Origin of the sequence: Pseudoalteromonas sp. APC 3495 (genome assembly GCF_030407645.1) — a bacterium.
Classification (GTDB): Bacteria; Pseudomonadota; Gammaproteobacteria; order Enterobacterales; family Alteromonadaceae; genus Pseudoalteromonas; species Pseudoalteromonas tetraodonis.
On sequence record NZ_JASDDA010000001.1, the window covers coordinates 59,498 to 72,101 of the forward strand.

Genomic DNA, 12,604 nt, shown 5'->3' on the forward strand with positions numbered 1-12,604 from the left:
TATTGGTTTGTTTTTAATCGTTTGTCGAGATTAAGTAAACACTCTAAAGTTTAGTTGTCGGCAACAGGCACGACTAACCAAATAGGAAACTAATCATGAAACGCTCACTTATCAAAACCATCGCTCTTGGCTCTTTATTAACTTGCTCAGCTGCTGTAATGGCTGATCAAAGTGACTACAAGTTAATGGTTATTGAAGAGGCTGCAACAGCCCCACAAGAATTCGAAGTTGCATTTAACAGTTGCGCATTAAATGTAAAATCAAAAAACTACAGCCAAGCTGAAGAAATTTGCTCAAAAGCAATTACATTATTACAGCAAAGTACAGGCCCGCGCTTTAAAGTACGTGAGCTGACTTCATTTGCTTTAAGTAACCGCGGTGTTGGCCGTTTAATGGCTAAAAACGAAACCGCAGCGTTATCTGACTTTTACGAAGCACAGCAAATATCAGGTAACGAGTTAGTGTCGCACAATTTAACACGTGCTAAGCAAGATCTTGCTCTATAAAATCTATTAGTGATTAAAAAAGCCCATGCTAATTTAGTTAGCATGGGCTTTTGCATTTATGTAGTTGGCTTATTTCATGTCTGTAAATTATTGTCGATTAAAAGTTGAGTCAATTTTTTTAATCCTTTACCTTTGTTGGTTATTTTCCATGCAAGGTATAAGTCTTGAATAGGACGTGGTTCAATGAGCTCCACAACATGAAGTTTTTTAGCTTTAATATGTTCAGCAATAAGGTTTACTGGTAAATAACCAATCCCGATTCCCGATAAAATAGCGGTAATTTTTTGTTTTACGGAGCTTACATAAAAACGTTGACTACCTTCGATTAAATTAGCTGACCACGGAATACTTTGTTTTGCAGAGTCATGAACTATCACTGTGGTGTATTGACCAAGCTCACTAGGCTTGATGGGTTTTTGCTCTTTTGCTAAAGGGTGGGTTGGGTGAACCACAAGTACATTTTGAATATCCGTTATTTTCACTGCTCTGATCCCTTTTTGAGCAGGCACGGGGGCGGGTGCACCAATCACTAAGTCAACATTGTCTTCTATTAACGCCTCCCATGTACCGCTCATGACCTCTTCTTTTACATCAATTTCAATGCTTTTATGTTCAATTAAAAATTGTTGCAAAGCAGCAAAAACATTAGTTACGTCAATAATTGAGTCACAAGCAATCCGTATTCTAGGCTCCCAGCCATTAGCTATGGTTTGTGTTTGCTCCGATAAATTATTTATAGCATTGAGCACTTTACGCCCCTCGCTCAGTAAATGTTTACCTGCGGGGGTTAAAACTGCTCGCCGACCTTGGCGCTGAAATAAAGTTACATTTAATTGCTCTTCAAGTTTATTAACAATATACGACAGGGCTGATGGCACTTTATTAAGTTGTTCTGCAGCGGCTGCATAACTGCCACGATGCTCAATGGCGTCTAATACCAGTAAAGCTTCTATGCTAATAGGGGGTGTATTCATCATCATACCAAATATTAAATGTTCAAAATATTTGAACATATAAAGCAAATAATAGGAGTTATTTAATTTTAATTCAACTTATACAATAGCTGCATAATCAACAGAAACAATACAGGTAAACATTATGACGATTAAAAATATCACAGCTGCCATCACAAAAACTGAACAGTCTTTTGCAACACTACCATTAAGGCTTATTGCAGGATTAGTGTTTAGTGCTCATGGGGCACAAAAACTGTTTGCGTGGTTTGGTGGCTATGGCTTGGAAGGCACAGGGCAATGGATGGAGTCGATTGGCTTAGCACCGGGCTATTTAATGGCATTAATGGCGGGTGGCGCTGAATTTTTTGGTGGATTACTACTCATCGCTGGTTTGCTGGTGCGTCCTGCGAGTTTTGTACTGGCTATCACTATGGTGGTTGCTATTTTTACCGTACATATAGATAACGGCTTATTTATGAGCAACAACGGTTACGAGTTTGGTTTATCGTTGTTGGCAATTACCTTGGCCTTATTTATTCAAGGAGCTGGAAAGCTATCCCTTGATGGAAAAATTCATAACAAATTAAACCAATAAGCTGATCATATAACTGATTGAACTTTAAGCTGCCAATCTGCGTAAGGTTGGCACATTCTACATACTTAGGAGACGGACATGGGATTACTTGTTAACGGTGAATGGGTCGATAAATGGTACGACACCGAAAAAAGCGACGGTAAATTTGTACGCCAAGACAGCCGTTTTAGGGATACTATTTCATCAGCGCCACAAAGCAAATTTACCCCTGAGGCGGGGCGTTATCATTTATATGTATCGCTAGCGTGCCCATGGGCGCACAGAACGATTATTTTTCGTAAATTAAAGCAGCTCGAAGACATTATTTCTATGAGTATTGTTGAAGCTCCCATGATGGAAAACGGCTGGGAATTTGGCGAGCAGGGCGATCCACTTTATAACTTAGATTACGCCTATCAATTGTATTTAAAAGCCGATCCTAGTTATGAAGGGCGGGTTACTGTGCCGATTTTATGGGATAAAAAAACGCAAACTATTGTAAATAATGAATCAATAGAGATCATTCGCATGCTTAATAGTGCGTTTAATGAGCTCACTGGCAATACTGATGATTATTATCCAGAGCCGCTTCGTGAAGAAATCGAAGCCGTGAATAACCGTGTCTATAACACCATCAATAACGGCGTATATAAAGCCGGTTTTGCTACTACACAAGAAGCTTACAACGAGGCTTACACCGCACTATTTGATAGTTTAGACTGGCTAGAAGCGCGTTTAGCTAAGCAGCGCTATCTCGTTGGTGATGTTATTACAGAAGCTGATTGGCGTTTATTTACAACCCTCATTCGCTTTGATGCGGTGTATCACGGGCATTTTAAGTGTAACCGTCAAAAATTAAGCGAGTTTCACCATATTAGCAATTACGTTAACGAGCTGTACCAAGTACCGGGTGTTAAAGAAACCGTCGATTTAGAGTACACAAAGGTGCATTACTATGTAAGCCACTTAACGATTAATCCAACACAAATAGTACCGCTGGGTGCAAAGCATAATTTTGATGCTCCACACGACCGTGAACGTCCATATTAATTAATGTTTATTCTTTTTGAGGAAAGACCATGATCAATCATTATCCAAAGAACAGTTTAGGCAGTGCCGATCACGGTTGGCTTAAATCTAAACATCATTTTAGTTTTGCAGATTACTATAATCCGGCACGTATGGGCTTTGGTACATTACGCGTTGTTAATGATGATTGGGTTGCACCTGAAATGGGATTTGGAGCGCATCCACACAAAAATATGGAAATTATTAGTTTCATACGCAGTGGTGCCATTACTCATCAAGATAGTATGGGTAATAAAGGCATAACCGAGCAAGGTGAAGTGCAGGTAATGAGTGCAGGCACAGGTATTGTGCATTCTGAGTATAATCGTACCAATGAGCCACTTACTTTTTATCAAATTTGGATTCAAAGTAATAAACAAGATGTGCCGCCGCGTTGGGAAAGTAAAAAATTTCCGACCGACGTAGCTAACGAGCTTACGCTTTTAGTGTCGGGTTATGCAGAAGATGCGGGTAACACCTTATTTATCAATCAACAAGCACGCATTTATGGTGGAAAGATTGCAAAAGGTACCACCATCACTCAGCGTATTGATCATCAAGCTTATGTACTTGCATCTGATGGTGTATTTACTGTAGATGACAAAAGCAGTGTAATTACCATGAACAAAGGGGATGGTGCTGAGGTCACTCATGCTGATTTTATCACGCTAACTGCAACAACAGAGTGTGAAATAATTATTATTGATACATTAGCCTAGGCTATTCGGCTTAGTTGGGTTTAACTTAATGGCGCAGTAAACACTGCGCCATTGTTTTAAAAACTTACAGCACTATACTTTAAAGCTATCTACTTGCGATTTCATTTGCTTGTAAAGCGCTGATACATTTTTTGACTGCAGAGTTGTTTGCTCAGAGATTTGTTTCATTTGTGCTGACTGTTCTTTTAACGATACCAAATTTCTATTAATCTCGTTTGCTACATGGGATTGTTCTTGTGTTGCTTGTGCGGTTTCGGCCGACATTTGCTGCACTTTTTCAAAGGCGTGAGTTAGGTTGCTAAAAATACTAATAACGGCATCAAAATTACTGAGTGTGGCATTAGCATTTGTTTGACTGTTTTTAATAGAATCTGATGACGCTTTTACATTGTTATTTAAGCGTTGGATCATTGTATCTATTTCATCGGTGCTTTGTTGTGTGCGAGTAGCCAACGTTCTAACCTCATCAGCGACAACGGCAAACCCACGGCCTTGCTCGCCAGCTCTGGCGGCCTCAATCGCGGCATTTAACGCTAATAAGTTAGTTTGTTCGGCAATATTTCTAATGACCTCAAGTACAGACGTAATATCGGTTGAGCTGCTTTCTAATTCAATAGAATTTGATAAAGCCGATTGAATATCATTGATTAAATCTTCAATTGCTTTACTCGATACATCAATGGCTTGAACTCCTTGTTGTACCTGCTCGCTAGAAATATCAGCTTCGTGGGCGGTATTTTTAGCCAGCTCAGCCATTTGCTGGTTTGCCATATCCATTTCATGACCAGCGCTTACAATAGAGTCAGACGCATTAGCAAGTTGCTGGGTCACGTCCATCGCGGTATCAGAGACATTATTAAGATCGCCGGTCACAGTACCTAGTTGAATGGATTGCTGCTGAATGTTTTTTATTATTTGCTGCAGGTGCGCTAAAAAGTTATCAAATTCATTACTCAGCTCACCGAGCTCGTCATGTGATGTAGTATTAATTCTTTGCGTTAAATCACCATCACCAGCGGCAATTTCTTGGATTCGTAGAGTAATATTATTTATATTGTTGGTGAGTTTTTTAGGGATGTAATAACCCACAGCTAAAGCAACAATAAAGGCAATAATAATGATAATAAACACAATTTTTTCAAAAAGTTGAATGCTAGCTTGCACTTCATGTTTTACTTTTCGGGCATAGGTTCGCGCTTCTTCGCCCGCTATATCAAGTATTTCTCTCAATTCATTAAAGCTTTTATCTGCTTGCGCTAAATTATCATCAATTAAGGCTATTTGATTAGCCGAACTTGAGTAAACTAACGCTTTTCCTTTCTCGTACCACTGTTGATAAAGTTGATCAAAATTAGCGTATTTTTGTGTCAGTTGTGGCTCATCAATTAAGTAGCTGCGGTAACTATTAAAGCGACGAATAACCTGAGCTGCATTTTCTTCAAATAGTTTTTGGTTTTGTGCCAATTCGCCATGTTGGTTTACAATTTTTTGTTTTGCTAGTCGAGCTTGGTATATATCTCTATCTGCATTGAGCACCTCGGCCATTGCTTCTACATAGCGACTTAATAACTCTGAGTCGACTTTATCTTGCTGCTGTTTATTGGTATGGATGCGAAGCTCTTCACCTGCTTGATCCATCATTTCTCGTATTTGTAAAAATTCAGCTTCAGATTTATTTAAATCACTTTGCATTTTACCTTGCGAGTGGTTGGTATCAATGAGTGTTTTACTATGATTTACCCATTCATTATACAAAGGCATAAAGTTGGAAAATGAATCATGCTTTGCTAGTAATGCCTCTTCATCTTTTAAATAAATTAAGTATTTTTTAAAGCGATCCTTTACTTGCTCTGCGTTTTCTAAAAATTCTGCTTTATTCGTCTCACTATCACCCGCGGCGCTGAGTAAATTTTCAAGTGCAATACGTGCTTGATATATGTCTCTGTCGGCATTGAGAATAACAGTAACAGCTTCAAAAAAGGTTTCGGTTTGCCTTTTCATCGCGTTGTCTTGTATGTAAGTAATTGATGCAATTGAAACAAGTAAACCTGCAAGGATCAGTGCTAAAAAAGCAATAGGTAAAATAACTTTGGTTCTAATTGAGTTAATTCGCATGTTTCAATCCTTGTTAAATCACTGTATGTAGAGTAAATATTAGTCACAATAGGGAGTTATGCCAAGGAAATGGATAAATTGATTGGTTGTTTTTTATTCTACTTTAACGCGTTGAAAATTTTACCGCCAGATTTATTATCCTTACAGCGCGTATTACCTTAAAATAGCGTTAATTGGTTCATTTTTATAAAGGAATTCTGCTGTTAATGAATTCTATTTTCCCCAGCGTATTTGGCCGCCTTTTTACCCCACACCTCGCTGTTGATATTAATCAACAAGGTTTAGTCATTAACAACAAAAAGCACACAGATACACTGAATTGGTGCGATTTAACCTCGCCTATTTGTTATGAATATGGGGTGCTTGGACAAACACTACGTTTTTCAACACAGTCTGGGCAGTATCGAGTGTGGATGAGGGCTTATGGCAGTCACCGAATACTTAAAGCTAAGACGGATCAGCTATGGGTCAATAATAATATTGAACCATTAAATGAGCTGCTAGAAAATATTAACCAATTTGCACATCATCAATTTTTGCGTCAATCCTATGTGGCAGATATAAAACAGCGCGTTAAACAACAATACAACCGCTGGTTACCTTGGATAAAAAAGAGTGAGGCATTGGCTGTTGTTAGCACGCAAATAAAACTGCTCGAACAATATAGTCAGTGGAGCGATCCATTAACTCGCTTTTTACAGCATAAATACACACAGACACAGTTGCAGCGTTATGCTGGTTTTTTCGATAACGTTGAAGCAAACCCACTTACTGAGAAGCAAAGACGGGCATGCATTATTGATGACGATAATAACCTCGTATTAGCAGGTGCCGGCACAGGTAAAACCAGTGTAATGGTTGCGCGAGCGGGCTATTTAGTTAACAGTGAGCAAGCTAATTACGATGATATTTTATTACTCGCCTATGGTAAGCAAGCTGCCAGTGAAATGGACGAACGTATTAAAGCTAAGCTGAATACACAGGCTATAAAAACCGCTACTTTTCACAGCTTAGGTTTAACAATTATTAGTGAGGTTGAGAGAAAAACGCCTAAAATATCTAAACTTGCTGAAAACGAAAAAGCTAAAATAAAATGGGTTGAAGGGTGTTTTGAATCGCTTGCTAATGCTAAGCCACAGTATGCTAAAGCATTGGTAAACTATATAAATAACAATCTTAATGACGTTAAAAGTGGGTTTGAATTAAGCACTGCAAAGCCTAATCATATAGCGCTTCTAAAAGAGATAAAAGCTGGCGGTTATTTAACCAAATTAGCGACTTTATTTAGTCAATTAATTAGCGTGTATAAAACAGCAAATATAACGCTTGAGAACGATTCAAAGCAGATACAGCAGGCTTGGAAATTATTAAAGCCATTATTAGCCAACTATAACCATTATTTACATACTCAAGGTGAAATAGACTTTGACGATATGATCCTCAAAGCCCTCGATTATGTTAATACAGGAAAGTTTATATCATCTTGGCGTTATATCATGGTTGATGAATTTCAAGATATATCGCCTACGCGTGCGGCGCTGGTTAAAGCGCTGCGCGATAGTAAGCCTAGAAGCTCATTGTTTGTAGTAGGCGATGACTGGCAAGCTATTTACCGTTTTAGTGGTGCTGATATGCGCCTGACCACAGAATTTGCCGCACATTTTGGTTTTACCACACAAACCATACTGGATGTTACGTTTCGTTTTAATAATAAAATTAGTGAGGTTGCTTCATGTTTTATCATGAAAAACCCTGCCCAGTTAGCTAAGCAAATTAACTCGTTATCACAAGTGACAAAGCCCGCTATTAGCGTATTAAAAACAGCGAATGTTGTCTCAAGCAAAAATACAAAAATAGCTGAGCTAAATAATGGGGCACTTGCCCATTTACTCGACACTATCAACAAAAATAAGCCCGCTGTTGTGTATTTACTGGCACGCTATCGCTTTCAGTTACCTACTAAAGCCGATATTAACGCCTTGCAGCACACCTTTTCTTCATTACAAATTGAGTGTGATACCTTTCATGGTTCAAAGGGTAAAGAAGCCGATTATGTAGTTATATTAGGTATGCATGGCGGGCAATCTGGATTTCCGAGCACTAAGCCATCGCCTGCAATGTTAGAAGCTCTCTTACCCGCTAAAGATTTGTATGCCCATAGCGAAGAGCGACGCTTATTTTATGTGGCGCTCACTCGTGCTAAACACAAGGTGTTTATCATAAGTGATGACAACAACCGCAGCTGTTTTGTTGACGAGCTCATAAACGAGCATCAAATTGAGCTAAAAGAGTTAAAAAACATAGCTAGTAAAGTGGTAGCGCAGGTATAAACCGCTTAGTGGCAAACGAAAAAGCTTAAGCGGTCTATTGCGTTAGTTAACCTGCAACAGGGGTGTTACCTGTGGGTATTTTTTTCATACTTTTTATGAGCATATAAATACAGGTGGTAATTAAACAACCACCTAAATAAATAAGCACACCATGGCTTGCATCAGAAAAATGCGTTGCCAACAACGGGCCTAATACAGAGCCGACACTGTAGCTGAGCAGCATTATTTCAGTGGCTGACACTATTTTTGCCATAGGTAACGAGTCGCACGCTAAAGTAATCGCAATCGGATAAAGTGCAAAACTACACGCACCTAATACAAAGTAACTTACAACTAATCCGCCAAAGCTATGCGCGTTTAATATTCCCATTACGCTGGCAGCACCAACAAAACAAAAAATAGCCATAAGTAAGCTTTTTATAATACGGGTTGATAAATAACTCACTAAAGGTTGCACCAGCATGCCACCTAAAATAATCACCGCCATAAGTAAGCCGGTATATTGGGCTTGATCAGTTTGCGCGGTTATATAAACAGGTAATAATCCGTAAATAGGGCCTAGTAATAATCCTGATACTAAACAGCCTAAAATAGCAGGGCGGCTTAGAGTTTTTAACTCTTTAAGTGGCAGCTTTTGTAATTGCTGAGCATTAGGTTGGCCTGTGGTAATTAATAATGGAGCTAAAATAGCCAACGCCAAAAGGGCCACGACAAATAAATACGGTACGGCACCTTCAGTGCCAAGCGGTGTGATTGCTAATTGCCCCACAGCGCTGCCACCATATAAAGAGGTCATATATAAACCTAAGCGTTTAGCTCGCGCCTTAGGTGTATTCGCCATTAACAACCACGACTCAACCACTACAAATACTCCCGCAACAGCAATACCAGCAACAAAGCGAGCAATTAACCACATTGTGGCTGTAGGGGAAATGATCTGTGCAATAACACTGATGATCAGCAACATTAAAAATGCGATAAATGCCATACGGTGGCCAATTTTTACTACCACACGCTCAATACACAGCGCGCCAATAAGTAAACCAAAATAAAAGACGCTGGCAAGCCAAGGCGCAAGATCAATACTTAACTTAAAAGGACTCAGTGATAACGGGATCAGGCTCATTAAAAAGCCCGAAGCAATAGCAAAAAAAGATAAACCAATAACAGGGGCTAAAGGATTATTTGATTTACTATTAGCGGCAAGTTCCACCATTAGATTATTCCGATAAAAAGGGTTTAAATAATTGCTGATTTAGGTGTGATAGTGGCGCGATTATTTGAAGCAGGTTAATTTGGCTGCGAATTTATGCTGCTTTTTATACCAAGTAAAGTGTTTTTTAATTGCTCAATCAAAATAATTTTTAAAATGTTTTTTTACGTAAACTAATCGCTTAATTGCAATCTGATTGTAGAAATAAGTAAGCGTTTTTGTTTTATATTTGTTGAGTTTTTATAGAGGGTAATAACGTAGTAATGGCGGGATATAGTTAAAAAATAAAAGCCCATAATGGGCTTTTATTGGTGTTTATTTTAGTGCATGGCAAGCGCAAGCTTATGGTACAAACCAATACCAACAATCACATTAAACGGAAACGTTACCCCTAAAGAGCTGAGCATAGCTAGGCCAATATCAGCCTTGGGAACGGCTGCTTTAATTGCCGCAGGGGCTGCAATATAAGACGCACTAGCCACTAAGCTACCGAGTATCACTACCGAGCCTAATTCTAATTTTAATAGTGTGCCTACAGCCACGCCGATAGCACCTAAAAATAGCGGAGTAATAATAGCAAATGCAGCGAGTCTCCAATGCTGCCAAGGAAATGGGCGCAGAGTTTGCGCAGCCACTAAACCCATTTCAAGTAAAAACAATGCCAGTACTACTTTAAAACTACTGGTTAAAAGACTGGTTACTTGACTGCCTTGCTGTGTGCCGTACATCATTCCGATGATCACACCGCCAACTAACAAAATCACGCTTTTGTTAGTAAGTGTTTCGTGCCAAAGCGCTTTGAGCGACAGTGTATTACTTTGGCTATGTTGTTTGTCGAGTTTACGATACAGCATTAAACCGACAATAATGGCAGGTAATTCGAGCATCACTAAATACAGTGTAACCTCAGCACCTACCTCTAATTTAGCTGACTCTGCATAAGCCAATGCAACTGCAAAGGTACCTGCGCTTACCGAGCCATAATGCGCAGCAATACTGGCGCTATTGGCCACACTGAGTCTAACAACATATTTTAAAATAGGGTAAAGAGTAAGGGGAATAAGACCACCGAGTAACATAACCGAGGCCATTTCAGGAAGAAGCTGCCAGCTTAAGTTACCATGCAGCACCATGCCACCTTTTAACCCTATGGTGAGCATTAACAATAGACTTAGCGTGTCATAAGTGGCTTTAGGTATTGCTAAATCAGAACGTAAAATCCCCGCCACTAATCCTAAAATAAAAAACATCACTACGATATCAGGCACACTGTTCTCCTTTTTGTTATTAGTTACTCAATTTGTTAAGCGGCGCTATTGTAAGCCTATCTTTGTATAGTAAATAATAAAATGAATGATAGTATCTTATAGATAAAAATCTATGAGGTGAATAATGAACACAAGGCAGCTATCATTTAGACTACTCGAAGTCTTTATGAGTGTAGTTAAAACCGGCTCCATTAGCGAAACAGCTCGGCAATTGCATTTAACCCAGCCTACCGTTTCTTTGCAAATTAAGCGCTTACAAGAAGCCGTTAATGAGCCTTTAATTGTTATGCAACAGCAAAAATTACAGGTTACCGAGGCTGGCTTACAATTATTTAGAACTTGTGAGCAAGTGTTTGGGCACTTTGATGATTACCAAGACTATTTAGCCGAGCTTAAAGGCGGGGAGCGCGGGCGCTGTAAAATTGCCATGGTAAACACTGCACAATATATTTTGCCTAAGTTACTTGGGCCTTACAGTAATGCCCATCCCCATGTAGAGCTGCCATTGGAAATTGGCAACCGCTCTGCAGTGTTAGCGCGTTTTGAGCGTGGAGAAGACGATATTTATGTGTTTAGCCACCCACCATCACTTGAACATGCCCAAGCTGCGCGTTTTTTACATAACCCCTTAGTTTTTATTGTGCCGCTTGATCATCCGCTTGCCGATGTAAAAGCATTAACATTAGCTGATTTAATGCCATATCGATTTTTATTAAGAGAGCCAGGCTCTGCTACGCGTATGCTTTTTGAAAGCGAATTACAAAGCCGTGGTTTAGTCCTTAGTGATAGTGTGCAAATGGCCAGTAACGAAGCCATACGAGTTGCTGTTTCCTCGGGAATGGGGATTGCTGTGCTTTCCCATCATGTATTACCAAAAGGCGATAACAGTTTTAAAGTGCTCAATGTAACCGACACCTGCTTAGCCAGCCATTGGTATTTTGTAGTGCGCACAGACAGGCATATTTCTCATGCTGCGCGCAGCTTTTTAAAATTTGCCCAGCTGAATTTAGAGCAATATCTCGATAAGCAATGGGTGCGTAATGAGCTAAATGGGCTTAATTTAAAATAAAGAGTTAAAGCGAAGCGAATAACAAATATAAGTTGGTATTAAAGTTGCTGTAGTTATTCACATACAAGTATCTAAGTGAAAATAGTTAAAGATAGATATTTTAACGCAAAAATGGATTTGAGCTGATGACATCAATAACCTTTAAAAATCAATACAATACTTATGTTAGTACAATAAATAAACCGGCAAAAGCTGACGAAGTAGCGGCAACTTCTGGCCCTGCGGCAACAGCTAAAACCAGCGATAGCGAACAAACACAAATCGCAAGCACTAAGCCACAAGACAAAAGCTTTTTAGAAAATGCGCAAGAGGCGCTTATTTATCAACGATTAGGGGTTGATAAAGAAAAAATTGCTGAGTTAAAAGCAGCAATCGAAGCATTGGCAGAAAAACTTCAAGAGCAAGGTGCGGATATAGACACCATTAAAGAGCAGCTTGCAGAGTTACAAAAAATGCTGGAGCAAGAATACGAAAAAGGCACTGATCGAATGGCCATGCAACCTACGCATGAAAAAGGCAAACTTGTAACCGCGTTAGCTTAGATAACGACACGTTGCAAGCTCATTTACTCCTGACTTTAAATAGATTTTAAGTGAATTATGCACAAATAGGGCAAAGAGACGCTGCGCTTTTAGAGCAGTGATCTAAAGCATACTTTTTATGGCTTCTCATTTTCTCCTCATTCAATTCTCTCAGTTCATACTGTTTTTTATGATCAATGCACAAAGAGGGCGAAGAGACGCTGCGCTTTTAGAGCAGTGATCTAAAGCATACTTTTTATGGCTT

General features: G+C 39.3%; 11 protein-coding genes. 7 read left to right on the forward strand and 4 right to left on the reverse strand.

Annotated elements, in window-relative coordinates:
* The first annotated feature begins 95 nt into the window (after positions 1-95).
* A complete protein-coding gene (locus QL984_RS00245) occupies positions 96-506 on the forward strand; it encodes a hypothetical protein (RefSeq protein WP_013465125.1) in 411 nt (136 codons plus the stop codon).
* A 74-nt stretch (positions 507-580) separates the two neighbouring features.
* On the opposite strand, the gene QL984_RS00250 is transcribed toward QL984_RS00245, so the two are convergent.
* A complete protein-coding gene (locus QL984_RS00250) occupies positions 581-1,480 on the reverse strand; it encodes a LysR substrate-binding domain-containing protein (protein ID WP_024601610.1) in 900 nt (299 codons plus the stop codon).
* A gap of 124 nt (positions 1,481-1,604) precedes the next feature.
* Between QL984_RS00250 and QL984_RS00255 the strand changes: the two genes are divergently transcribed.
* From QL984_RS00255 to QL984_RS00265, 3 genes are all read left to right on the forward strand, one after another.
* Complete coding sequence (locus tag QL984_RS00255; protein ID WP_290171833.1) at positions 1,605-2,057, forward strand: DoxX family protein; 453 nt, start codon at positions 1,605-1,607, stop codon at positions 2,055-2,057.
* A gap of 78 nt (positions 2,058-2,135) precedes the next feature.
* On the forward strand, positions 2,136-3,086 hold the full coding sequence (locus tag QL984_RS00260; RefSeq protein ID WP_290171834.1) for a glutathione S-transferase family protein: 951 nt from the start codon (positions 2,136-2,138) through the stop codon (positions 3,084-3,086).
* Between the two features lie 29 nt (positions 3,087-3,115).
* Positions 3,116-3,823, forward strand: coding sequence for a pirin-like bicupin family protein (locus tag QL984_RS00265; protein ID WP_290171835.1), 708 nt, complete (start codon positions 3,116-3,118; stop codon positions 3,821-3,823).
* 72 nt (positions 3,824-3,895) lie between these two features.
* On the opposite strand, the gene QL984_RS00270 is transcribed toward QL984_RS00265, so the two are convergent.
* Positions 3,896-5,938 carry a methyl-accepting chemotaxis protein gene (locus QL984_RS00270; protein ID WP_290171836.1) on the reverse strand — a complete coding sequence of 681 codons (2,043 nt, stop codon included), beginning with the start codon at positions 5,936-5,938 and terminating at the stop codon, positions 3,896-3,898.
* A gap of 206 nt (positions 5,939-6,144) precedes the next feature.
* Here QL984_RS00270 and helD point away from each other — a divergent pair, with 206 nt between their 5' ends.
* Complete coding sequence (helD, locus tag QL984_RS00275; RefSeq protein ID WP_290171837.1) at positions 6,145-8,268, forward strand: DNA helicase IV; 2,124 nt, start codon at positions 6,145-6,147, stop codon at positions 8,266-8,268.
* Positions 8,269-8,314: 46 nt separating this feature from the next.
* Here the strand turns inward: helD and QL984_RS00280 are convergent, their stop codons facing one another.
* Together QL984_RS00280 and QL984_RS00285 are read right to left on the reverse strand one after the other, a co-directional pair.
* A complete protein-coding gene (locus QL984_RS00280) occupies positions 8,315-9,484 on the reverse strand; it encodes an MFS transporter (RefSeq protein WP_290171838.1) in 1,170 nt (389 codons plus the stop codon).
* 317 nt (positions 9,485-9,801) lie between these two features.
* Positions 9,802-10,749 (reverse strand): sodium-dependent bicarbonate transport family permease, encoded by a 948-nt coding sequence (locus QL984_RS00285; RefSeq protein ID WP_058154774.1) that lies wholly within the window; start codon positions 10,747-10,749, stop codon positions 9,802-9,804.
* A 124-nt stretch (positions 10,750-10,873) separates the two neighbouring features.
* Between QL984_RS00285 and QL984_RS00290 the strand changes: the two genes are divergently transcribed.
* Both QL984_RS00290 and QL984_RS00295 read left to right on the forward strand, forming a co-directional pair.
* Positions 10,874-11,818, forward strand: a complete 945-nt coding sequence (locus tag QL984_RS00290) for a LysR family transcriptional regulator (protein ID WP_290171839.1) — start codon at positions 10,874-10,876, stop codon at positions 11,816-11,818.
* Positions 11,819-11,943: 125 nt separating this feature from the next.
* On the forward strand, positions 11,944-12,360 hold the full coding sequence (locus QL984_RS00295; RefSeq protein ID WP_290171840.1) for a hypothetical protein: 417 nt from the start codon (positions 11,944-11,946) through the stop codon (positions 12,358-12,360).
* Positions 12,361-12,604 lie beyond the last annotated feature (244 nt).